This is a genomic window from Amycolatopsis sp. QT-25 (genome assembly GCF_029369745.1).
Classification (GTDB): domain Bacteria; phylum Actinomycetota; class Actinomycetes; order Mycobacteriales; family Pseudonocardiaceae; genus Amycolatopsis.
The window spans coordinates 2,223,709-2,246,762 of record NZ_CP120210.1; the positions used below are offsets into that span (position 1 = coordinate 2,223,709).

21 protein-coding genes are annotated in these 23,054 nt (G+C 69.5%); 10 read left to right on the plus strand and 11 right to left on the minus strand.

From position 1 onward, the window contains the following. Positions 1-374: 374 nt before the first annotated feature. Positions 375-698 (plus strand): hypothetical protein, encoded by a 324-nt coding sequence (locus P3102_RS10345; RefSeq protein ID WP_276368520.1) that lies wholly within the window; start codon positions 375-377, stop codon positions 696-698. Between the two features lie 65 nt (positions 699-763). On the opposite strand, the gene P3102_RS10350 is transcribed toward P3102_RS10345, so the two are convergent. Next, positions 764-2,008 (minus strand): PucR family transcriptional regulator, encoded by a 1,245-nt coding sequence (locus tag P3102_RS10350; RefSeq protein WP_276368522.1) that lies wholly within the window; start codon positions 2,006-2,008, stop codon positions 764-766. A 90-nt stretch (positions 2,009-2,098) separates the two neighbouring features. Here P3102_RS10350 and P3102_RS10355 point away from each other — a divergent pair, with 90 nt between their 5' ends. Genes P3102_RS10355 through P3102_RS10365 form a run of 3 tightly spaced genes read left to right on the plus strand, consistent with a single transcriptional unit; the run spans position 2,099 to position 5,333 of the window. Next, positions 2,099-3,592: an NAD(P)/FAD-dependent oxidoreductase gene (locus P3102_RS10355; protein ID WP_276368523.1), complete on the plus strand. Its 1,494-nt coding sequence runs from the start codon at positions 2,099-2,101 to the stop codon at positions 3,590-3,592. Beyond that, entirely contained in the window at positions 3,589-4,488 is a 900-nt protein-coding gene (locus tag P3102_RS10360; protein ID WP_276368525.1) for an alpha/beta fold hydrolase, read from the plus strand. Before P3102_RS10355 ends, P3102_RS10360 begins: the two co-directional genes overlap by 4 nt. Beyond that, positions 4,485-5,333: an SDR family oxidoreductase gene (locus P3102_RS10365; RefSeq protein WP_276368527.1), complete on the plus strand. Its 849-nt coding sequence runs from the start codon at positions 4,485-4,487 to the stop codon at positions 5,331-5,333. Before P3102_RS10360 ends, P3102_RS10365 begins: the two co-directional genes overlap by 4 nt. A 65-nt stretch (positions 5,334-5,398) precedes the next feature. On the opposite strand, the gene P3102_RS10370 is transcribed toward P3102_RS10365, so the two are convergent. After that, the gene (locus P3102_RS10370) at positions 5,399-6,709 is read right to left on the minus strand and encodes a lipase family protein (RefSeq protein ID WP_276368528.1); all 1,311 of its coding nucleotides are present in this window, start codon (positions 6,707-6,709) and stop codon (positions 5,399-5,401) included. An 89-nt stretch (positions 6,710-6,798) separates the two neighbouring features. Next, positions 6,799-7,980, minus strand: coding sequence for an MFS transporter (locus P3102_RS10375; RefSeq protein ID WP_276368530.1), 1,182 nt, complete (start codon positions 7,978-7,980; stop codon positions 6,799-6,801). A 54-nt stretch (positions 7,981-8,034) separates the two neighbouring features. Here P3102_RS10375 and P3102_RS10380 point away from each other — a divergent pair, with 54 nt between their 5' ends. Then, positions 8,035-8,778 carry a helix-turn-helix transcriptional regulator gene (locus tag P3102_RS10380; RefSeq protein ID WP_276368532.1) on the plus strand — a complete coding sequence of 248 codons (744 nt, stop codon included), beginning with the start codon at positions 8,035-8,037 and terminating at the stop codon, positions 8,776-8,778. Between the two features lie 145 nt (positions 8,779-8,923). Here P3102_RS10380 and P3102_RS10385 read toward each other — a convergent pair whose 3' ends face one another. Continuing rightward, positions 8,924-10,078, minus strand: coding sequence for a thioester domain-containing protein (locus P3102_RS10385; RefSeq protein WP_276368534.1), 1,155 nt, complete (start codon positions 10,076-10,078; stop codon positions 8,924-8,926). Positions 10,079-10,404: 326 nt separating this feature from the next. Here P3102_RS10385 and P3102_RS10390 point away from each other — a divergent pair, with 326 nt between their 5' ends. Further along, positions 10,405-11,589 carry a PQQ-dependent sugar dehydrogenase gene (locus tag P3102_RS10390; RefSeq protein ID WP_276368535.1) on the plus strand — a complete coding sequence of 395 codons (1,185 nt, stop codon included), beginning with the start codon at positions 10,405-10,407 and terminating at the stop codon, positions 11,587-11,589. A gap of 181 nt (positions 11,590-11,770) precedes the next feature. Then, positions 11,771-13,042, plus strand: coding sequence for an SON protein (locus P3102_RS10395; protein ID WP_276368537.1), 1,272 nt, complete (start codon positions 11,771-11,773; stop codon positions 13,040-13,042). 81 nt (positions 13,043-13,123) lie between these two features. Here P3102_RS10395 and argG read toward each other — a convergent pair whose 3' ends face one another. Beyond that, on the minus strand, positions 13,124-14,572 hold the full coding sequence (gene argG / locus P3102_RS10400; RefSeq protein ID WP_276368539.1) for an argininosuccinate synthase: 1,449 nt from the start codon (positions 14,570-14,572) through the stop codon (positions 13,124-13,126). Between the two features lie 224 nt (positions 14,573-14,796). On the opposite strand from argG, the gene P3102_RS10405 reads away from it, so the two are divergent. Then, the gene (locus P3102_RS10405) at positions 14,797-16,359 is read left to right on the plus strand and encodes a molybdopterin-dependent oxidoreductase (RefSeq protein WP_276368540.1); all 1,563 of its coding nucleotides are present in this window, start codon (positions 14,797-14,799) and stop codon (positions 16,357-16,359) included. 88 nt (positions 16,360-16,447) lie between these two features. After that, positions 16,448-17,125, plus strand: coding sequence for a fasciclin domain-containing protein (locus P3102_RS10410; protein ID WP_276368542.1), 678 nt, complete (start codon positions 16,448-16,450; stop codon positions 17,123-17,125). A gap of 60 nt (positions 17,126-17,185) precedes the next feature. Here P3102_RS10410 and P3102_RS10415 read toward each other — a convergent pair whose 3' ends face one another. The 6 genes from P3102_RS10415 to P3102_RS10440 all read right to left on the minus strand — a co-directional run bounded on the left by P3102_RS10415 (position 17,186) and on the right by P3102_RS10440 (position 21,558). Then, entirely contained in the window at positions 17,186-17,491 is a 306-nt protein-coding gene (locus tag P3102_RS10415; protein WP_276368544.1) for a hypothetical protein, read from the minus strand. Beyond that, positions 17,488-17,883: an Asp23/Gls24 family envelope stress response protein gene (locus tag P3102_RS10420; RefSeq protein ID WP_276368546.1), complete on the minus strand. Its 396-nt coding sequence runs from the start codon at positions 17,881-17,883 to the stop codon at positions 17,488-17,490. Before P3102_RS10420 ends, P3102_RS10415 begins: the two co-directional genes overlap by 4 nt. Continuing rightward, positions 17,873-18,439: an Asp23/Gls24 family envelope stress response protein gene (locus tag P3102_RS10425; RefSeq protein WP_276368548.1), complete on the minus strand. Its 567-nt coding sequence runs from the start codon at positions 18,437-18,439 to the stop codon at positions 17,873-17,875. Before P3102_RS10425 ends, P3102_RS10420 begins: the two co-directional genes overlap by 11 nt. Continuing rightward, on the minus strand, positions 18,430-19,011 hold the full coding sequence (locus P3102_RS10430; RefSeq protein WP_276368550.1) for a sigma-70 family RNA polymerase sigma factor: 582 nt from the start codon (positions 19,009-19,011) through the stop codon (positions 18,430-18,432). The genes P3102_RS10425 and P3102_RS10430 overlap by 10 nt, the downstream gene beginning before the upstream one ends. Before the next feature lie 164 nt (positions 19,012-19,175). Next, positions 19,176-20,354 (minus strand): FAD-dependent monooxygenase, encoded by a 1,179-nt coding sequence (locus tag P3102_RS10435; protein WP_276368551.1) that lies wholly within the window; start codon positions 20,352-20,354, stop codon positions 19,176-19,178. Between the two features lie 58 nt (positions 20,355-20,412). Then, complete coding sequence (locus P3102_RS10440; RefSeq protein ID WP_276368553.1) at positions 20,413-21,558, minus strand: CoA transferase; 1,146 nt, start codon at positions 21,556-21,558, stop codon at positions 20,413-20,415. Positions 21,559-21,776: 218 nt separating this feature from the next. On the opposite strand from P3102_RS10440, the gene P3102_RS10445 reads away from it, so the two are divergent. Then, complete coding sequence (locus tag P3102_RS10445) at positions 21,777-22,925, plus strand: N(5)-(carboxyethyl)ornithine synthase (protein WP_276368555.1); 1,149 nt, start codon at positions 21,777-21,779, stop codon at positions 22,923-22,925. Positions 22,926-23,054: the final 129 nt, after the last annotated feature.

A 23,054-nucleotide genomic window follows, 5' to 3' on the forward strand; every position in this document is an offset into this window, starting at 1 on the left:
TGCCGCCGGGCGTGGTCGCGGTATACCGGGGAATTCGGCGCGGCGGCCGGCCCGGTGAGGAACCGCGTGAAGACACCCTTGAACTGCTTTTGGTTGTCGTCACACAGGATTCGGTGAGAACGCCGTTCCGGTCAGCGCCGGGTCGACGGCCACCGGTTTCCCCGCCGGTACGGGAATTGCCGTCAGCACCAGGCGAAACACGAGAGGGAACAGCGCTGACCTCGTTGTCCGCCTTCGGATCGGCCGTGCACCGGACCTGGGAACGTCACCGTCCGGTCAACGGGAACCACCGGTCGGATCTCGGGACGGAATTCCTGTTACGCCTGGGGCCGAAGCCACGACTGGTAGGGATATCGCGTTTCGAGGGAGGTCCCGTGGAGCTGACGATCAACGCCGCCGGCGATGAGCAAGCGCTGAAAGAGTTCTACGACTGGCTCCGCGACGACGCCGACGTGACGCGGTCCGCGACGATCAGCACCGCGGAATCCGGCGACGTGGGCGTCTTCGAGATCATCCGCGTGTCGACCGGCTCCCTGACCGGGCTGGCGAACCTGGGGATCGCTTGGGGAAACTTCCTGCGCTGCCGTAAGGAAACGCCCCCGTTCACCCTCACGTTCGAGGGTGAACCGACCACCGAACAGCGCGCCATGCTCCGGAACCTGGACCTCCCGCGGGTCGTGAGCGACGTGGGTCGGTGAACTTCGGCGACACCGGTGGTCACCACGACAGCGCGGGCGCGGCGACCTTCAGGTGCTTCACCACCTCAAGCGCCGTTTCCCAGCCACCGCAACGTTTCCAGCGCCACCGCCACGTTCACCGCGTTCTCCGCCAACGGACGGGGCAGCAGTTCGTCGGCTCGCGCCAGCCGCCGGACGACGGTGTTGCGATGGGTGTAGAGCCGTTCCGCGGTCCGCGTCGTGTTCCCCAGTTCGTGGACGTAGGTCCGGACGGTTTCCCGGGTTTCGGCGTCCGCCTGCCGGAGTTCGCCGAGGGTGTCGGCGATGAATTCGCCCGCCTGCGCCGGGTCGCCGGTGAGCAGGTCGAGCAGCTGGATGTCCTGATACCGCGCGATCTGCTGCGGTGAAGTGAGCCTGGCGAGCATCCGCTGGGTGGCGGCGGCGTCCAGATGGCTGCGGCGGAAGCCGTCGATCCCGCTGCCGGGCCGCCCCAGCGCCACCCGGACGTCGGGATGCGGCGCGAGGTCTTCGGCGAGCCGGTCCGCCCGCGGCGGGGTCCGGCCAGGCAGCCAGACCCACAGGGCGGCGGCGCTGGCGACGACGGTCAGCCGCTGTGCGGCGCCGCTGGCCCGCATGAGGGTTTCGGCGGCGCTTTCGAGTTGCCGGGACGACGGCGTGGCCGAGCCGCTCCAGACGATCGCGGCCGTATGCGGGCCGGCGAGCGGGTAACCGAGCTGGGCTTCGGCCCGCGAGCGGCTGATCGGCGCGCCCTCCAGCAGCAGGGTGACCGTGGCCCGCCGTTCGGCGTGGGCGCCGCGGGTCAGTTCCGTGCGTTCGGCGGCCATCCGTTCGGACACCGCGGCGACGGTGTCTTCGATGAACGTGGTGATCGACAGCGACGAGACGGCCAGCAGTTCGCGCAGCAGCGCCGGGTCGGACGTGAGATCGAAGCAGATCTCGATCCACCGGCGCCAGGCCACTCCCTGCGCCCGCCGGTAGGCGTCGAGGCCGCCGGAGTCGAAGCCGCGGCGCACCATGTCGCGGGCGCCGTCGAGCACTTCCTGGTTCAGGTTCGCGGACACCCGCATCCCGGGGCGCTGCACGTTGGCGGCGGCCCAGTGCAGGAGATTCGCCAGGTTGGCGCGTTTGGTGCCCTCGGTGAGGACGGGGTCTTCGGCGACCGCGCGCATACTGCCCCCGCCGAGTGACGCCTCGTGCAGTTCCTCGATCCACTCGGCACGCGGATGCAGCACGATCTCCGCGCCACGCCGGAAGAGGTCGCGTGCCCCGGGGGAGAGGGTCGGCCACGGTGATGCGGCACTTTGCACCATGAGTCCATCATGATGGTGCAGATAGTGCTAGCGCAACTCCTCGGTGGACCCGCATCGTGGGAGACAACCGAGACGAGGCTGGAGTACCGCATGACGACGAGCACACCCGTCGAGCACCTCGACGTGGTCATCATCGGTGCCGGGATTTCCGGGATCGGGGCCGCGCGCTACCTGAAGACCGGGAACCCGGGCAAGACGTTCGCCATCCTGGAGGCCCGCGGCACGTCCGGCGGCACCTGGGACCTGTTCCGCTATCCCGGCATCCGGTCGGACTCCGACCTGCACACCTTCGGCTACGAGTTCAAGCCGTGGCGGGACAAGCAGTCCATCGCCGACGCGCCCCGGATCCTGTCGTACCTGCGGGAGACGGTCACCGAGAACGGCCTCGAGCCCAGCATCCGCTACCACCACAAGCTGCTCTCGGCGGCCTGGTCGAGCGACGAGGCCCGCTGGCTGCTCGAGATCGAGCGCACCGACACCGGTGAGCGCACCCGGCTCAGCGCGGGCTGGTTGTTCAACGCGGGCGGCTACTACCGCTACGACGAGGGCTTCACCCCGCGTTTCGAGGGCCGGGACCGGTTCGCCGGCACGATCGTGCACCCGCAGCACTGGCCGGAGGACCTCGATCACGCGGGCAAACGCGTCGTGGTGATCGGCAGCGGCGCCACCGCGGTCACCCTGGTCCCGGCGATGGCGGGGACCGCGGCGCACGTGACGATGCTGCAGCGCACCCCGACCTACGTCATGCCGGTGCCGCGCGAGGACAAGATCGCCAACGGCCTGCGCAAGATCCTCGGCGACGAGCGGGCGTACGCGCTCACCCGCCGCAAGAACATCCGCAAGGGGCTGGCGGTCTGGCAGTTCTGCCAGAAGTTCCCGAAGACCGCCCGCGGTCTCATCCGGTACGTCAACAAGAAGCAGCTTCCCCCGGGCTATCCGGTCGACGAGCACTTCAACCCGCCGTACGACCCGTGGGACCAGCGGCTGTGCGCCGTGCCCAGTGGCGACCTGTTCGCCGCCATCCGCAAGGGGCAGGCCGACGTCGTCACCGACAAGATCACGACGTTCACCGAGAAGGGGATTCTGCTCGCGTCCGGGCGTGAGCTGGAAGCGGACATCATCGTCACCGCCACCGGCCTGAACCTCCAGGTGTTCGGCGGGGCGAAGCTCAGCGTCGACGGCAAACCGGTACATCTGCCGGAAACCGTCGCGTACAAGGGAATGATGCTTTCGGACGTGCCGAACGCCGCGTTCGCGATCGGCTACACGAACTCGTCGTGGACGCTCAAGATCGGCCTGCTGTGCGAGCACTTCTGCCGTCTGCTGGCGCATATGGACGCCCACGGCCATGCCGTCTGCCGTCCCGTCGTCGCCGATCCGGACATGCCGACGAAACCGTTCCTGGACTTCGCCGCCGGATACGTCCAGCGCGCGCTCGACCAGCTCCCGCGCCAAGGCGACCGCATGCCGTGGCTGACCTCGATGAGCTACCACTCGGACATCAAGCTGCTGCGCGCGGACGACGTCACCGATCCCGAGCTGCACTTCTCGCCCGCCAACGTCCGGGAAGCGGTGAGCTCGTGACCGACAGCTTCGCCGGCCTGCCCGGCGGCCCGAGGATCTGTTACCGCGAAGACGGCCCGGCCGACGGTGTACCGCTGGTGCTGATCGCCGGGCTCGGGCTCGATCTCACGTCGTGGCCGCGGGAGCTGATCGACGGTTTCACCGGCCGCGGCTTCCGCGTCGTCCGATTCGACAACCGCGACGCGGGCTGCTCGGATCGCATCAAGGCGCCGAATCCCGGCAAGCTCCGGCAACTGCTGGCCCGGCCCCTTCCCTGCGCGTACGACCTGGGAGACATGGCGGCGGACACCGTCGGCCTGCTGGACCACCTGGGCGTCGAGCAGGCGCATCTGGTCGGCATGTCGATGGGCGGCATGATCGCCCAGACCGTCGCGGCCCGGAACCCCGGCCGGGTCCTGTCGCTGACGTCGATCTTCTCCACCACCGGACACCGCCGCGTCGGGCAGCCGGCGCGGTCGACGTTGCTGCGCATGGCGAGGCGGCCCGCGCGGACGGCCGAGGAATCGGTGACCGGGCATCTGGCGATGATGGGGCACCTCGGTTCGGCCTCGTTCCCGCTGGACGAGGACGTCGAAACGGCTTGGGCCCACGGCCTGTGGGAACGGGCCGGGGGACGGCGCGCCCGCAGCGGGATCGCCCGCCAGATCGGCGCGATCCAGGCCAGTGGCGACCGCACCGCCGAACTCGGCCGCATCGAGTGCCCGACGGTCGTGGTCCACGGGGACACCGACCGCATGGTCCACCACAGCGGCGGGCGGGCGACGGCGAAGGCCATCAGCGGTGCCCGCTACGTCGAAATCCCCGGCATGGGCCACCACATCGCCCCCGACCTCGTCGAGCGGCTCGTCGAGCTCACCGCCGAACTGGCCCTCGACCCGGCAGGAGAAACCCGATGAACAGTGTTCGCGGCAAGGTCGCCGTCGTCACCGGTGCCGGTTCGGGCATCGGCCGTCAGCTGGCCCTCGAACTCGCGCGGCGCGGCGCCCGGCTCGCGGTGTCCGATGTGGACGAGACCGGGCTGGCCGAGACCGTCGCCCAGGTCAAGGCCCTCGGCGCGGAGGTGCGGGGCGCCGCGCTGGACGTCGGCGACCGGGCGGCCGTCCAGGAGTACGCGGCCGGCGTCGCCGCGCGGTTCGGTGTGGTGCACCAGATCTACAACAACGCGGGGATCGCCGGCGGCGGGCAGACCGTCCTCGACGCCGAATGGGAACTGTACGACCGCACGCTCGCGGTCAACCTCTTCGGCGTCATCAACGGCACCAAGGCCTTCCTGCCGCATCTCGTCGACTCCGGTGACGGGCAGGTCGTCAACGTCTCCAGCCTCAACGGGTTCATGGCCCAGCCGACGCTGAGCGCCTACTGTGCCAGCAAGTTCGGCGTCCGCGGGTTCACCGAGGCGCTGCGCACCGAGATGATCGCGGGCAGGCATCCGGTGCGGGTGACGGTCGTGCACCCGGGCGGGGTCAAGACCGGCATCGCCTCGGCGGCGTTGAAGGAAGCCAGGGCCCGCGGCATCGAGCCCACCGCCGAACAGCGGGAACGTGTCCGCCTGTACAACGAAAAGCTGCTGAAGATGCCGGCCGACCAGGCGGCCCGCATCATCGTCGACGGGGTCGAGGCCGGGAAACCGCGTGTGCTCGTCGGAAACGACGCGAAGCTGGTCGACAGGCTCGTCCGGCTGCTCCCGCGCCGGTACCCGAAGCTGATCGTCGCCTTCGAACGGCGGCGCCTCGCCCGCTAAGCCGTGAAGGCCTCTTCCTTACCTCGAGAGTGGGGAGAGAGGCCTTCACGGACCGGCGAGCACGGTCAGCCGACCGGCACCTCCGGGGCGAGGGAAGTGCCGGGCGCGATCTTCCCGCAGCTGGACGGCGCGGCCTTGCCCGCGAACCGGTCGTTGAGCCAGCCGATGGCCTGCGGCGCCCAGGCGACGGCCGCCCCGACGTGGCCCAAGGTGTCGTACTGGTCGTACTTGATCGACTTGTTGCCGGTGGCGCAGTACTGGCGCGCGAGCGACCGCACGTCACCGGCGACCATCACCCCGTCGCCGGTCCCGATCCCCGGCGGAGCGCCGAAAGTGCCTTCCACGACGCCGTTGTTGCCCTGCGCGAGGTAGCCGGGAGCCGTGGGGGTCGGCGCCGAGCCGAGGTTGATCTTGTTCACGGCCTCGACGTAGGGCAGCACCTTGTTCGGGTTGACGTACTCGGGTTTGACCAGTTTTTCCCACGTCAGCCCGGGATAACGGCCGAGCGCGTCGGCGATCGACGCCTTTTCCATGTCCTTGAGCACTTGAAGGCCGTAGGAATTCGCGTACGGCTTGAGGTCGATGCCGAAGGACCGCGAGACACCGACGAGTGCCATTGGAATGACGCCGGTCCAGACGGTGCTGCCATTGACGTACTTGAGGTTGTGCGACGGTTTGACGAGTATGCCGCCTTCGGTGAAACCGACGAGATTCTCGTCGACCTCGGGGGCATAGCTCGGCGCGAGAGCGGCGGCCCAGCCGGTAGCGATGGCACCACCCGAATAGCCGATGAGACCGAACCGGGTCTTGCCGTTCATTCCCGTTTCCGGCGCCCGCGTCGCGGCGCGAACCGAATCCAGGGTGTTCGTCCCGTATTCCGGCCCGGCGGCGAAGTTCGCCTGCTGGCCTTCGGTGTCGGGAATGACGACGTTGTAGCCCAGCAGCAGCGCGGGTGCGATGAAGAGTGACTCGGCGTTGGCGATCAGGCCGCCGAACGAGACATCACCCGCGATCGCCCTCGACGGGCCGTGCTCGGGATCGAGCGAGTCGTAGAAGGATTGGTATGAAACGGCTTTCGTGCTGTCGCCGGTGAGGCTGCGCAGCACCGAAGTGACGTTGGCGGACGGCTTTCCCCGCGCGTCGGTGGTCCGGTAGAGCAGCTGGGTCACCTTCAGTGGCGTGGAAATGCCGAGGACGTGGTAATCGAGCGTCCGGGTTTTCAAAACTGTTCCGGGACTGTACGACGACAGCGGTTCACTGCCGTCGTAGCCGTAGAACGGATCGGTCGCGGAGGCGGCGGAGGCGGCGGGCGCGGCGGCGAAAGTGACGATGAGAGCGATCGCGACGGCCAGGAGGCGAGTGAGCTTTCGGGTCATGACTCCCCTTTGAATCATGAAGTGGAGCACGTTTCGAGTGCCCGGAACCTACCAGCCGGTAATGGATGGCGTACAGAGCCGTACCGCGGTTATCGACGTATTTTCGACCTTTCCGCTTCTGTGGCCGTTCCGCTTTGGACGGAGCACGGCTCCGACAGGGTGCGCGTTGTGATCCAGCACAAAAGCGGCAACGCGATCAGGGGGAGCAGGGCCGTGCGGAGAGAGGTGTGATCCGCGACGGTGCCGATGACGGGACTCGCGAGACCACCGATGCCGACCGTCAGGCCCAGGGTGACGCCGCTTGCGGTGCCGACGCGGCCGGGAAGGTAGTCCTGGGCGAGGGTGAGCTGCAGGGAGAACGGGATGTACAGGCCCACCGCGGCCAGCAAGACGAACAGGTGGAACGCCGGGCCCGGTACGAAGACGACGCCCGCGACCGCGCCGATGGTCGCCGAATACGACCGGCGCACCACGGTGACGCGGTCTCGGTGTCCCGCCAGCCTGCTGCCCAGCAAGGTGCCCGCGGCGCCGCCGAGGTAGAGCAGGAACAGCGCGGCACTGCCCGTCGTCGTGCCACCGCCGACCCGCTGCTGGGCGTAGAGCGAGACGAACGTGCTCAGCCCGACGAACACGATCGAGCGGAAGACGACCGCCATCGACAGCTTCGTGAACGACCTCCAATCGTCGACGCCCGCGACGTCCGCCGGCGAATCACCGGCGTGAGCCCTGTCGGCGAGCGCGCGCAGCACGGGCAGGCAGAGCACGGCACCCGCCAGCGCGGGCACGGCGAGCAACGGCGACATCCGGAGCCCGCCGAGTGACATGACCGCGGCGACGAGCACCGGGGCGGCGGCGAACCCGATGTTCCCGCCGAGGGAGAACCAGCCCATCGCCGTATGCCCGCCGCCGGCGATTCTCGCCACCCGCGCCGCCTCGGGATGGTAGGCGGCCACGCCGATTCCCGACACCGCGACGAAAGCGAGCGTCAGCGAGTAGGAGCCGGTCAGCCCACCGAAACCGATGCCGAGCCCGCCGAGGAGCGTGGCCGACGGCAGCAGCCACGGCATCGCCCGTCGATCGGTGAGCGCGCCGAACACCGGCTGCGCCACCGACGACAGCAGCGACGCGGCGAGCACGATGCCCGACACCGCCGCGTATCCGTAGGCGCGCTCGGCGGCGAAGAAGGGCACCAGTGCGGCGACCGAACCCTGATACACGTCCACACACGCGTGCCCGGCCGAGAGCAGGACGATCGCTTTGTTCTTCGGCATCCCGCCATGCTCGTCGCGGCCACGGCTGTCGCGCTTCCGATAAAATGACAAGTGATGACGGAAATCCGCCACATGCCCGCGGCGCCGACGCAGGTCCGCTCCCTGGCCTCCGGCACGATGATCGACGCGCACCGGCACGACGATCACCAGGTCGTCTACGCCGCTCGCGGCGTGCTGGCCATCACCACCGACAAGGGCTCCTGGGTCGCGCCCGCCACGCGGGCCATCTGGGTGCCCGCCGGGACGGTGCACGCCCACCAAGCGCATGGCGACCTCGAACTCCGGCTGGTCGGCCTGCCCGCCGGGGTGAACCCGTTGCGGCTGGACGAACCGAGCGTGCTCGCCGTCGGCCCGCTCCTGCGCGAACTGATCCGCGCGTACACCGACCCGCCGCACGAAGACACCCCGGAACGCCGGCGGCTACGGGCGGTCTTGCTCGATCGGCTGCGGGCCTCGCCCCAGCAACCCTTGCACCTGCCGACGCCGGAAGACCCCCGGCTGCGTGCCCTGTGCGAGATCCTCAGCGCCGATCCGGCCGACAACCGGACGCTGGCCGCCCTCGGCACCCGCGTCGGGGCGAGCGACCGCACCCTGACCCGGCTGTTCAAGGCCGACCTCGGCCTGACGTTCCCGCAATGGCGCACGCAGCTGCGGCTCTACCGCGCTTTGGTCCTCCTGGCCGAGGGCGCGCCGGTGACCGCGGTGGCGCACGCCTGCGGCTGGTCGTCGACCAGTGCGTTCATCGACGTCTTCCGCCGCGCCTTCGGGCACACTCCTGGCACGCATTACGACCGGTGACCGCCGCGGTTTCCGCCACTGCGGCTCCGGAGCGACCGGCCACCCCGGGCATCGACGGCCGTGCCGGCGGACCACGCCGGAACCCGGACCGAGACGAAAGCGGGGCCGGTCCACAGTGGACCGGCCCCGCTTCGTCGTTCGGTTCTTACGCCTCGCTACGGCGACGGCGCACCAGCAGCACCATCAGCACACCCGCGCCGAGGAGCGCGCCGCCGATCACCAGCGGCATGGTCGCGGAAGCACCGGTGTTGGCCAGCTCGTCGCCACCACCCGACTCGGCGCCACCGGGCGTGGTGGGGGCGGGGGTTTCGGGGCCGGGCGCGCCACCCTGCTTCCAGCTCGCGGTCGCGTTCGCGACGACCGAGGTCTTCTCGGACTCCGCCACGATCAGGGACTGGGCGGGCACCTTGGCGTAGTTCTCGCCCACGAACAGGCGGCCGGTGTCGAGGTGGCCGCTGACCTTCAGCGAGAAGGAGCCGTTGCCGTCCTTGGCGTCCTTGGGGACGTCGATGTAGACCTTGGTGCCGTCCTTGATGGCGGCGGCCTTGATCTCCTTGCCGTCGGCGTCGGTGACCTTGACACCCTCGGGCAGCTTGCTGGTCAGCTCGGTGATGTCACCGCTGGTGGCGATGCTGAACGGGCCGAGCTTCGAGCCGGTCGCGCCGGACGCCTTGGCCGGGCCGATGTCGAGGGTCGGCTTCGGCTGCTGGCCGATGCCGACGTTGTCCTTGCCGATGAGGTAGTCGTAGACGGCCAGCACGTCGGCGGACTCTTCGGCTTCCTCGTGGGGCAGCGGCTTCTTGCGGTCGAGGTTCTTGCCGTCACTGAAATGCCAGACGGCGGCCTGCGTCGCGGTGACGGCCTCTTCGACGGACAGGCCGCCGTTCAGCTTGACGTCCTTGCCGAGCGCGCTCTCGATCTTCTTCACGGCGACCGCCGGGTAGCCGTGGTGCAGGACCCAGTTGATCTTCGCGTTGTTCTTGTTGAACGGCGAAGCGGCGTCCGGGTACTTGTTCCAGGGGCGTTCGATCATGTCCTGATCGGTGCGCATGCCGACCTCGACCTGCACGCAGTACATCTTGAGCTTGCTGCCGTCGGAGAGCTTCAGTCCGAACAGCTTCGCGACGTAATGCTGCCCGCCTTCGAAGTTGACGCTGAAACCCTCGGTGCCGGTGCCTTCGACGACCCGGCCGCGTGCCGCGCCGTCGTCCGCGAGGGCGGCCGGAGCGGCCATCGTCAGCGCGACGGCCGCGGTGGCCACCGCGATCCCGCCGCGAACCAGAACTGACCTGCCGTGCATGTGTCTCCTATTCCGAATACGGACCACGAATGCCAGTGCCGAATGCGACCACAGGCCCCGACCGCAACGGCTCGCCCACCTGGGGGATGAGTACTCCCATCGGGCGAGAGCGGAGCATACAGAGGTCGTACGGGTGGCTACTCAGGGGTATGGCCCTGTCCGAATTGCCCCGAAAGAAGAGTGAACGGGGAGAAAACAATCTTGGGCGAGTAGTCAACGGGGTATCGATGGAAAGAAACCCACCGGAAGTTCGCGGATGGAGGTACCGCCGCTGCTCCGGCCGCGCTTGAATTGGACCAGACCATTCGACGGCGATTGGAGTCCACATGACGCGACGGCACCTCCGCCGGGGGTTGTCCCTGGTGGCCGGGCTCGCGTTGGCCGGAGCGCTGCTCCCGGCCGCGAGCAGCGCGGAAACCGTGGAAGCGCGGGGTATTCCGCTCAGCGAGCTGACCGCCACCGCGACCCGGGTCGCGACCGGGCTGGTGAACCCGACCGCGATCACGGCGCTCGACGACGGGAGCGGCCGGATCCTCATCGTGGAGAAGAGAGGCGTCGTCCGGGCCTACCATCCCAGGACCGGGCTCGCCGCCAGACCGGTGCTGGACATCAGCGACCAGGTGAACGGCGCGGACGTCGAACGCGGGCTGCTCGGGCTCGCGATCGCCAAGGACAGGCGCGCGTATGTCGCCTACACCCGCAAGTCCGACAGCGCGGTGACGTTGGCACGGGTCCGGCTGGACACCGGTGAACTCACCGAACTGCTGACCCAGCCGCATGCCGAATTCCCCAACCACAACGGTGGCCAGCTCGCCTTCGGCCCGGACGGATATCTCTACTGGGGGATCGGTGACGGTGGTGGAGGCGGCGATCCGCTGGCCAGCGGGCAGCGGCTGGACACGCTGCTGGGCAAGATCCTGCGCGTCGACGTCAACCGCGCGTGCCGTCCGCTGCGCTACTGCGTCCCGGCGGGCAACCCGTTCGTGGGGGTCGCGGGCGCGCGGCCGGAGATCTGGGCGTACGGGCTCCGCAATCCTTGGCGGTTCTCCTTCGATCCGGCCGACGGCTCGCTGTGGATCGGCGATGTCGGCCAGGGCCGGTTCGAGGAGGTCGATCACCTCGCGAAGGGCAAGGGCGGCGCGAACTTCGGCTGGTCCTGCAAGGAAGGTCCGGTCGTCTTCGACGAGACGCGGTGCGAGGACGGCGCGACCTACCTCGATCCGGTCTTCCACTACGTCTCCGGCACGGAGGGCTGCGCCGTGATCGGCGGGCACGTCTACCGCGGCAGGAAGTACGCCTCGCTGGCGGGCGGGACCTACCTCGCCACCGACTTCTGCCAGGGAACCGCCTGGGCCGTCCGCAAGAAGACCGACGGCACCTACGAAAGCGCCCGGATCGGCGAATTCCCGCTCGACGCCACCACGTTCGGCACCGACCAGAACGGCGAGCTGTACCTCGCCGACGAAACGCCCGGCGGGCTGCATCGGATCTCGTTCGCCCGCAAGGGGTAGCAGCGGTCTTGCGTGGCGATTCGGGCGAGAACCCGAATCGCCACGCACGATCCGCGCGACCCACCGGGGTCCTCGGCCGCGTCCGCCCGGCGCGGCCGAGGACCCCGCTCGCGTTTCATCGAGTTTTCATCCCCGCTCCCTAGCGTCATGCCGTCCGGTGAATTCAGTGATGGAGGGTGACGTGGAGCAGACATTCCCAGCCGGAGGCGCGCAGTGGCCGCCGCCGCAGGGCTGGGTCCCGCAACCGGCACCGGCGCCGCCTGCCCGGAAACCCCGGTGGCTGCTGTACGGCGGTATCGCCGGGCTGGTGCTGGTGCTCCTCGCCGGTCTGACGACCTGGTTGCCGTGGCCGTCGAAAGCGAGCCGGGCACCCTTCGAGCAAGCGCTGGCCGGGCTCTCTGCGGCGCCGGCCGTCCGCAACAGCACCTCCGCGGTCGGCGGGATGATCGAAACGGACGTGAAGACCACCGCGTACGGCGAGACGTCCGGCACGATGTCCTTCCAGGGCAAGAAGATCGAGCTTCTGGTCGTCGGCGGCAAGGTCTTCTTCAAGGCGCCCGACGGCCTGCTGCCCGGGCTGGGCGCGGCCTCGGCGGGTACCGAGGAGCTCAAGGACCGGTGGATCACCGGCGAGGAAGCGCTGTTCGGCCCGGTCCTGCGGCAGTTCGAGTCCCCGGAGAAGCTCGCCGCCCGCCTGCGCGAGGCGCTGGAGCGGGCGGAGGAGATCCCCGGCGACCAGAACGAGACCGTCCGGGACGTCCCGGCGCTCAAGGCGAGCACACCCGCGGGGGATCTGTACGTTTCGAAGGAGGCACCGCACCGGCTTCTCCGCTACTCCGTGAAGAGGCCCGGCGGGATGCCGTCGGTGCCCGAGGCGGGATCACTGCCGCAGACGCCGCCCGGCGCGGGCCTCGGCGATTCCGATGTGGACGCCCTGTCGCCGTCGGAAACGGTCGAAGTCTACGGGAACCTGATGGCGAACACCCAGAAGCTCTCCGGTGCCGTCGACACCGGTGTGCGGTTCGACATGGACGGCGCGGCGACGGTGGCGTGCGGCGGCTCGGGCTGCACGGTGACCGCGAACGTGTCCAACTCCGCCTCGGCGAACAGCGGCGGGAAGGTCACCGGTCAGGTCGACGCCACGATGACCGCGAACGTGACCATCGGCGGCCGCTCGGCGGGCAGCTGCCGGCGAACGGCGACCCTGCCGCTGAACGGCTCGGCCTCGATCAGCTGCGTCAACGCCGGCGCCGGAAGTGTCTTCACCGCCGTCGAAGCGGAGAAGAAGGCGGAGGCCGAAGCGCGGTCGCGGGCCTCGGGCGGGGTGCCGGTCCAGTACCGGATCGAGAGCGTCGCGTCGGTTTCCGTCCTGGCCGAAGCGATCGGCGAGGTCGAGATCAGGCGGTTGATCGACGAACTCGCGGAACGGCGGTCGAAGGTCGGCGGCAACTGAGCACAGCGCCGGGCGAACGGCTTCGATGCCGCGCGCCCGGCGCTTTCGCGTCCCGGATGATCGGGTCGGTCGGTGTTCGATTCAGTCCGTGCCGGATTCGATCGCGGCGTGGTCGAGCAGTTCGTCCTCGGCCGAGGCCTTGCCGCGGGAGGCGATCGCCTGCGCGCCGCCCGCGTCCATCGCCCCGATCAGCCCGGTCGACGCGGCCTGCGCGGCGCCGATCAGCGTCGGGTGCCCGCCGCCGACCATGCCGAGCCCGGCGTACTGCTCGAGCTTGGCGCGCGAGTCCGCGATGTCGAGGTTCCGCATGGTGAGCTGGCCGATCCGGTCCACCGGGCCGAACGCCGAGTCCTCGGTGCGCTCCATCGACAGCTTGTCCGGGTGGTAGCTGAAGAACGGGCCGGTGGTGTCGAGGATCGAGTAGTCCTCGCCGCGCCGCAGCCGCAGGGTGACCTCGCCGGTGACGGCCGCGCCGACCCACCGCTGCAGCGACTCGCGCAGCATCATCGCCTGCGGGTCCAGCCAGCGGCCTTCGTACATCAGCCTGCCGAGGCGGCGGCCTTCGTTGTGGTAGCTGGCGAGGGTGTCCTCGTTGTGGATCGCGTTGACGAGCCGCTCGTACGCGGCGTGCAGCAGCGCCATGCCCGGCGCCTCGTAGATGCCGCGGCTCTTGGCCTCGATGATCCGGTTCTCGATCTGGTCGGACATGCCGAGCCCGTGCCGCCCGCCGATCGCGTTGGCCTCCAGGACCAGGTCGACCGCGGTGGCGAACTCCTTGCCGTCGATCGTCACCGGACGGCCCTGCTCGAAGCCGATCGTGACGTCCTCGGGCGCTATCCCGACCTCGGGGTCCCAGAACCGGACACCCATGATCGGGTTGACGATCTCGATACCGGTGTCGAGGTGTTCGAGCGACTTGGCCTCGTGCGTCGCGCCCCAGATGTTCGCGTCCGTGGAGTAGGCCTTCTCGGTGCTGTCCCGGTAGGGCAGGCCGTGGGCCTGCAACCACTCGGACATCTCCTTGCGGCCGCCGAGCTCGCTGACGAACGCGGCGTCCAGCCACGGCTTGTAGATCCGCAGGGACGGGTTCGCGAGCAGGCCGTACCGGTAGAACCGCTCGATGTCGTTGCCCTTGAAGGTCGAGCCGTCGCCCCAGATCTGGACGTCGTCCTCGAGCATCGCGCGCACCAGCAGCGTGCCGGTGACCGCGCGGCCGAGCGGAGTGGTGTTGAAGTAGGTGCGACCGCCGTTGCGGATGTGGAAGGCGCCGCACGCCAGCGCCGCGAGCCCTTCCTCGACCAGCGCGGCCTTGCAGTCGACGGCCCGCGCGACCTCGGCGCCGTAGGCCTTCGCCCGGCCCGGGACCGACGCGATGTCGGGTTCGTCGTACTGGCCGATGTCAGCGGTGTAGGTGCACGGCACAGCACCCTTCTCGCGCATCCACGCGACCGCTACCGAGGTGTCGAGGCCACCGGAGAAGGCGATCCCGACGCGTTCGCCGACAGGCAGAGAGGTGAGTACCTTGGACATGATGGAAGTATATGCATAGGTGTGTATGACCATGCAAGCCGGGGTGGGCAGGGTGACTCGGGCGGGTGGTGAGCCGAAGCCGGCGCTCGCGCCGTGTCCATCTTGTGACCAGTCCGCGAAGACCTCCGCCATGAACGATTCGCCGCGCTCTCTGCGGGAAACGCGGATTTCCTTCGCCGCCAGAGGAAACCAATCTGCACGGCGCACGGCCGCGAATACCTGGCATGAAGACTTCACGAGCCGATCGGGAACCACGCCTCCCCTTCTTCGGAGCGGCGCTGATCGGTGTCGTGGCCCTCGCCGCGGCACTGGCGGCCGGTCATCTGGTGGCCGGGTTCATCAGTGCCAACGCCTCGCCGTACCTGGCGGTCGGCAACGGGGCGATCGATCTGACCCCGATCGGACTGAAGGACTTCGCGGTCCGCACGTTCGGTGTCTACGACAAGCTCGTGCTGCTCGGCGGGATGGCCGTGGTGATGGTGCTCGCCGCGGCCGCGGCGGGGGTCGCCTCGCGCCGGTCACCCGTTCCGGGGATCGTGCTGATCGCCGCCTTCGGTTTGCTGGGCGGGTTCGCCGTGGCGCAGCGTCCCGACCTCGATTCGGTCGCCCTGCTCGCGCCGCTGGCCAGCCTGATCGCCGGAGTCGGCGTCTTCGTCTGGTTGCATCGCCTCGCCGCGGCCAGGTCTCGCACCGTCGAGGAGAATTCCGGCGCCACTCCGTCGCGCCGCTCGGTGCTGCTGGCCGGAGCGGGTGCCGTGGTGGCCGCGGGTGCGGCCGGGGCAGGTGGGCAGCTTCTCGCCGGCACCCGGGACGCGGAGTCTTCCCGGGCGGCCATCGGGCGGCTCGTTCCCGCCGAGCCGGCGCCGCCGATCCCGGCCGACGCGGATTTCGCCAAACTGGGCACGCCGACGTTCCTCACCTCGAACCGCGACTTCTACCGCGTCGACACCGCCCTGTCGGTGCCGCAGGTCCGGGCCGAGGACTGGAGCCTCCGCCTGCACGGCATGGTGCGCAACGAAAAGCGGTACAGCTACGACGACATCCGCGATCGGCCGCTGATCGAGCGCACGATCACCATGACCTGCGTGTCCAACGAGGTCGGCGGAACCTACGTGTCCACGGCGAACTTCATCGGCGTGGACCTGGGGGAACTGCTGCGGGAGGCCGAAATCCTCCCTGGCGCCGAGCAGATCTTCTCCACCAGCGTCGACGGCTGGACGGCGGGCAGTCCCGTCGTCGCCGCGCTCGATCCGGAGCGAGGTGCGATGCTGGCGATCGGGATGAACGGGGAACCGCTCCCCGTCGAACACGGGTTTCCCGCTCGAATGGTGATCCCCGGCCTGTACGGCTATGTTTCGGCGACGAAATGGGTTGAAGATCTGGAGATCACCACGTGGAAAGCGCGCCGCGCGTATTGGCTCGACCGCGGCTGGGGCGAGCAGGCCCCGATCAAGACGCAGTCCAGAATCGACAGTCCGAAAGGATTCGAAACGGTCCCCGCGGGCAAGGTCCGGATCTCGGGGGTGGCGTGGGCGCAGCGTACCGGTGTCGAGCGGGTCGAAGTCCGGCTCGGTGCGAGCGGGAACTGGCAGCCCGCAACGCTTTCCCGCGAGGTGGGGCTCAACACCTGGCGGATGTGGTGGACCGAATTCGACGTCCCGGCAGGCAGCCACCAGGTCACCGTCCGCGCGGTCGACAAATCCGGCTACACCCAGACCGACGCCCGCGCCGGAACCGTTCCGGACGGTGCGACGGGCTGGCATGTCATCAGTTTCACCACACGGTGATCGGCGTCACTCGAAAGAGTGGCAATCCGAGTGCTCAGTGGTTCCGAATACCCGGTAAGAGTCCGAAAAACAAATGGAGTGATTTTCCGTGAGCAAGCTTCGCGTCGCAGGAATCGGTTTCACCGCGGTGGCCGCACTGGCCCTGACCGCGTGCAATGGCAGCGACAGCGCCTCGTCCGGCGGTTCGAGCAGTGCCCCGGCGCCCGCCCCGTCCTCCTCGATGTCGGCCCCGATGTCCAGTGCCGCCTCGGGTGAGGGCGTCACCACCAACGCCGACGTGTTCGGCCCGGCCTGTTCGCAGCTGCCGCAGGGCAGTGCCCCGGGTTCGCTGGACTCCATGGGCCCGCAGCCCGTGGCCAGCGCCGCCTCGACCAACCCGCTGCTGACCAAGCTGGTCGCCGCGGTCAAGGCCACCAACCTGGTGGACACCCTCAACAGCCAGCAGGCCATCACCGTGTTCGCCCCGGCGGACCCGGCCTTCGCCGCCCTCGGTGACGCCAAGTTCGCCGAGCTGGCGGGCAAGCCCGACCAGCTGGCCCCGATCCTGCAGTACCACGTCGTGGGCAAGCGCTACGACGCCAAGGGCCTGGAGTCGGCCAAGTCCCTGGAAAGCCTCAACACCGCGGGCGGCCCGGTCAAGATCGAGGGCTCCGGCGACAACATGACCGTCAACGGCGCCAAGATCCTGTGCGGCAACATCCCCACCAAGAACGCCACCGTCTTCGTCATCGACAAGGTCCTCACCCCCGGCACCAACAAGAACTGAGTCCCACCCCGTGATCGCGGTGGCCACGCCCTCGGGCGCGGCCACCGCGATCTTCGGTTGTCAGGGAACGAGCGCGGCGGCGTCCACGTCGGTCACCACGAGACGCAGCCTCGCGTTCTCCCAAGGGGTTCCGGTCAGCACCGCGCGCAAGGCGGCCCCGGCGACCTCCGTGAGCGGCGGGATCGGCACTTCCAGCGCGACGACGCGGAGCTCGACGACGTTCTCGGTGATGTCGACGGCCATCACGTCGAGATCCCACGGCACCGCCGAGGCGGCGGCCGTGGTGGACGGCGTCGCCGCGCGCAGCCCCGGTACGTCGCGGAGCGCGCTCAGCAGCGACGCGGTCAGTTCGGAACGCGCGGTCACGACAGCCCTCCACGGATTTCGATGTCCAGAATGGACACCGACACGGCCGACGGGGTGAGCCCGGTCGCCTCGGTGACCGCCCGGCTGACGGCACGCTGCACCGCGGTCGCGGTCGCGGCCGCCTGGTCCAGGCCGGAAAGTGAAAGGTCGATCTCCACCCGCACGCCGTCCTGGTCGACGAACGCGCGGACTCCTTCGGTGGGCGCCGGTTCGAGTCCCTTGATCCGCTGCCGCGCGATCCGGGTCAGCGAGCCCGCCAGTCCGCGCAGCCCGGGTTCCAGCCGTACCACGCCGGGGACCTTCGCCGCGGCGTGCGCGGCGACCGCCGCTATGACGGGCGGGGAGATCACCGTCTCGGTCAGTTGTCCGGCGGGGGCGTGCTCAGGCGTCATAGATGTCCTCCACCACCAGATCGAGCCGGGCCAGGCGAAGACCCACCCTGGCGCCCGCCGCCGCCGTGACCCGCTCACGGACCACGTCCAGCGAGTCACCGTCGAAATCATGGGCGATCGCCAGGCTCAGTTCCACGTGCACGGCCAGCGAGTCGGCGGCTTCGCCCGACCGGTGGACCCGGCAGTGTCGCGCGCGGACGCCGTCCACCGAATCCGCGGCGAACCGCAGCACCGCCGCGACCGCCTGATCGCTCACCCGGACCTCTCCCGGTTCCGGGCTGGCCAGCGGCACCAGGTCGCGGCGCCGGACCTCGGCGCGGATCGCGGACATGATGCGGCCGGTGAGATCCGCCGACGGCTCGGTGTCGTCGTCGACCAGTTCCCTGGTCAGCCCGCGCAGCACCCGGAGGCTGTCCTGGGTCGCCCGGCAGTGCGGACAGCCGAGTTCGTGCGCGTCCGCGCGTCCCGCGTCGACCTCGTCGAGACGGTCCCAAACCAGTTCGACGTCCCGGCCGCACGGGAGCAGGTAGTCCTGAGTCGCGTGGTTCATCGCCATGGCGCCATCACCTCCGCCAACTCCGCTCGTGCTCGTGCGATGCGTCCGCGCACCGCGGTGGTGGTCGCCCCGATCGTCTTCGCGATCTCGTCGTAGGAGCGGCCGTGGACCTCCCGCAGCAGCCAGCAGGCCCGTTGTTCGGCGGTCAACCGGTCCAGGGCGCCGGTCAGCGCCGCCAGTTGCGCGCTCGTCTCGGCCGCGCGCTCCGGCCGCCCCACCGAACCGGTGGATTCCTGCTGGTCCAGCTCGACGTCGGCCACCGGCTTCCTGGCGCGGATCACGTTCAGGCACCGGTTGGTCGTCGTCCGGTAGAGCCAGCCGACGAACGCCGCGTCCTCCTGCAGCTGGTCGAGCCGCCGCCAGGCGACGAGGAACACCTCCTGGACGACGTCCTCGGCGTCCCCTTTGTTCCCCAGCATCCGCAGCGCCAGCCGGTACATCGGCCCTTGGAACCGCAGGACGAGCTGCTCGTACGCGCGGATCTCGCCGTCGCGGGCGCGCGCCACGAGCGTCGCGTCGTCCAGCACCGTTTCGCCGGCCGCGGGCGCCTCACTTCTCGTCGACGTCGTCATCGAGCGCACCTGTGCAGCGCCGTCATGCCGAAGCTCCCTTCACGTCGCCTACGTCCGGTGGCAACCCCTGAGACACCGCTTCCCCGGAAACGTCACGCGGAAAACCCAGCCGATCACGGGACGACGGATCGCGCACGCCGAACTCAAGTGATCACCTCCTCGAATCAGCACTGCCAGGCGAGCGCCGGGTATTCCTCCAGGGTGATGTCGGTGGCGAACTTGTCGGTCGCCCACAGCAGCCGGCGCAGCAGGAACCGGCGCCGGAACAACTGGTTGCGCAGCTTGAGCCGCAGCTTCGTCGGCGGCGCGAGGAACGGGCCGGCGTTGGCGCCGCGGGCCACCTTGGCATAGCCGCGGAGCTTCTCGTCGTACCGCCGGAAGGCCACCTCGTGGTCGCCGTCCGCCGCGGCGAGCTCGCCCGCGAGGACATACGCGGCCACGACGGCGAGCCCGGTGCCGAAGCCGGCCAGGGTGTTGCCGTAAGCGGCGTCGCCGAGGAGCGCGACGCGGCCGGTGGAGTAGCCGTCCATGGTGACCCGGCTGATCGAGTCCAGGTAGACGTCGGCCGAGCGGTTCACCGCCTCCATCAGTTCGGGCAGCCGCCAGCCACCGTCGGCGAACGCGGCGGTCAGGATCTCCTTCTGCCGCTCGACGTCGTAGCGGTCGTAGGCGATCTCCGGGGAGGCGAACACGAAGAACGCGGCCGCCTTGGGCCCGCCGGTGGCGGCGAGGCGGCCGGGCTCGTTGTACATGACCGAGGTGCCACCGGGGCCGCGGAAGTCGTCGCTCTCCCCGGTCTCGACCAGGGCGTAGTAGTAGCCGAGGTGGTCCACGTAGTCGGCCTCCGGGCCGAACGCCAGCCGTCGCACGGTGGAGTGGATGCCGTCCGCGCCGAAGACGAGGTCGAACCGCCTCGGGGCACCGCGCTCGAAGGTGACATCGACGCCGGCGGCGGTGTCGGTCAGCGAGGCGATGGAGTCACCGAAGACGTACTCGCAGTCCTGAGCGGTCCGCTCGTAGAGGATGCGGGCCAGGTCGCCGCGCCGGATTTCGACGTCACCGCCGGTGAACTCGCCGGGCACGACGGCCAGCGGCCGCTCCGTGGCGTCGATGACGGTCTGGTCGTGCCCGCCGGTCCGGTGCCGGTACACCTCGTCGAGGATGCCCATCCGGTCCAGCACGGTGCGATGGGTCGCGCCCTTGAAATCGACCGCCTGGCCACCGGTGCGGAGTTCCGCCGACCGCTCGACGACGGTGACCGCGTAGCCCTGGCGAGAGAGCCAGAAGGCGAGGGCGGGCCCGGCGATGCTCGCGCCGGAGATGAGGACTGTCCTGTTGGTCATGTCGGGAGCTTCGCGGCCGACGTTGACGAAGCGCTGACAGCCGGCTGACGGCCCTTCGTCAGCTCCAGCCGGGCAAGGGAAAAGTGAGCTGCCCGGGATCGTCCGGCGGCGCGGTCTCGTACCGCGGTGGCGTCGCCGACAGGCCGATCGGGTTGCGGGTCAGCCGCACGGAGGTGCCGTCGGGCCGGGGGAGATCGACCGTCGTGTTCAGGCCGAGCCGTTCCGCCAGGGCGAACGCGCCCGCGACGTCGTTGACCTCACCGGCGGGCACCCCGGCCGCGCTCAGTTCCGCCGCCCACTCCGCCGCCGGGCGCCTGCCCAGGCGGTCTTCGAGCAGCGCGCGGAGTTCGTCCCGGTGCTCGACCCGCGCCGGATTGGTCGCGAACCGGACGTCGCCCGCGACCTCCGGCAGGCCGACGACCTCGCACAACGCCGCGAACTGCCGGTCGTTGCCGACGGCGAGCGCGAGTTCGTGATCGGCGCAGGGGAGGAGTTCGTAGGGGGCGATGCTGGGGTGCCGGTTGCCCATCCGCGCCGGGACCGTGCCGCCGGAGGTGTACGCGCTGCCCTGGTTGACCAGCGCGGCGAGCAGACTGGACAGCAGGTCGATCTCGACCCGCTGCCCCTGCCCGGTGCGGTCGCGGTGACGCAGGGCGGCGAGGATGCCGACGCTCGCGAACAACCCGGCCAGGACGTCGACGAGCGCGACGCCGACCTTCTGCGGCTCGCCCGCCGGATCGCCGGTGATGCTCATCAGCCCGCCGACGGCCTGGATGAGCAGGTCGTAGCCGGGCAGCGTGGCGCCGCCGCCGGCACCGAAACCCGTGACGGAACAGAAGACGAGACCGGGATTCGCCGCCAGCAGGACCTCCGGGCCGAGACCGAGCCGGTCCATCACACCGGGCCGGAAGTTCTCGACCACGACGTCGGCCTCCAGCGCCAGCGCGCGGGCATGGGCGCGGTCCTCCGGGTCACCGAGGTCCAGCGCCACACTCGTCTTGTTCCGGTTGACCGCCTGGAAGTACGTCGCCCGACCGGTCGCGTCGTAGGGCGGTCCCCAGCTGCGGGTGTCGTCGCCGGTGCCCGGCCGCTCGACCTTGAGCACCGTCGCGCCGAGGTCGGCCAGCAACATGGTGGCGAACGGGCCGGCGAGCACCCGCGAGAAGTCGAGGACGCGCAGCGGGCCGAGTGCGGTTTCGGACATGGGCCCGACCCTAAGTGGTCGCCGCCTCCGAAGCAGTGATCACGCGCAGAAAAGGCCGGTTTGCCCATCCCGCTGCGAACAAGAGCAAAGGAGCACGGAACACGGACCTGGGACGCACGAATTCCCCTGGATTCGAAAAGACGCTACGGGATTGGACACCCGCCCCCACGCCGGGCCCGCTCTCTGTGCTTAGACTGAGGTCTAGTTAAGGGGCCCACGTGGACCAGCTCACTCTCGGCGTCATTTCCCGCTCGCGCAAAGAAAACGAGTGGCGGCTTCCGATTCATCCGCGACATCTCGAGCGGATCGAACCCGGTCTCCGGAACCGTGTTTTTCTCGAAAACGGCTACGGCGAACGCTTCGGCGTCCCGGACGAGGAACTCGCGCCCCTGGTGGCGGGGCTGCGTTCCCGTGAGCGGTTGATCGCGGACTGCGACGTCATCCTGCTGGCCAAACCGCTCGCGGCGGATCTGGCCGAACTCCGGCCGGGGCAAGTCCTGTGGGGCTGGCCGCACTGCGTCCAGGACGGCGAACTCACGCAGCAGGCCATCGACCGGAAGCTGACGCTCATCGCCTTCGAAGCGATGAACCATTGGCGCGACGACGGTTCCTTCGGCCTGCACGTCTTCCACAAGAACAACGAACTGGCAGGCTATTGCTCGGTGCTGCACGCGCTTCAGCTGATCGGCACGACAGGCGACTACGGCCGCCGTCTGCGTGCCGTCGTGATCGGTTTCGGGGCGACCGCGCGGGGTTCGGTGACGGCACTGAACGCCCACGGGATCCATGACGTGCACGTACTCACCCATCGCGGCGTGACCGCGGTCGGTTCGCCGATCCACTCCGCGGACATCGTGCGTCTCGACCACGAAGTGCACAGCACGGGCGACCTTCGCCGCAGCCACGCGATCACCGAAAGCGGCCGCGTACCGCTGGCCGAGTTCCTCGCCGGGCACGACATCGTCGTCAACTGCGTCCTGCAGGACACCCACGCCCCGTTGACGTTCCTCGTCGAAGAAGACCTCGCCGCGTTCGAGCCGGGAAGCCTGATCGTGGACGTCTCGTGCGACGAGGAGATGGGGTTCAGCTGGGCGAAGCCGACGACCTTCACCGAACCGACCTTCGCGATCGGCGGCGTCACCTACTACGCCGTCGACCACAGTCCGTCCTATCTGTGGGATTCGGCCACCTGGGAGATCAGCGGCGCGCTGCTGCCCCATCTGGAGCGGGTACTCGGGGGACCGTCCGCCTGGGCCGCCGACGAAACCCTCGACCGGGCCATCGAGATCAGCGGCGGGACCATCCGCAATCCCGCGATCCTGTCCTTCCAGGGTCGCTCGCCGGAGTATCCGCACGCGCGCCGGTGACAGGAAAGTCCTCGCCTGCACCGGCGGCCGGTCCTCGTCGGACAAGATCGCGTCGACACGCAGACCGGCTCGCCGCAGCGCCCGGACGCTCGCCCTCGGTGACCACACGACGCCGATGACGACCGGATC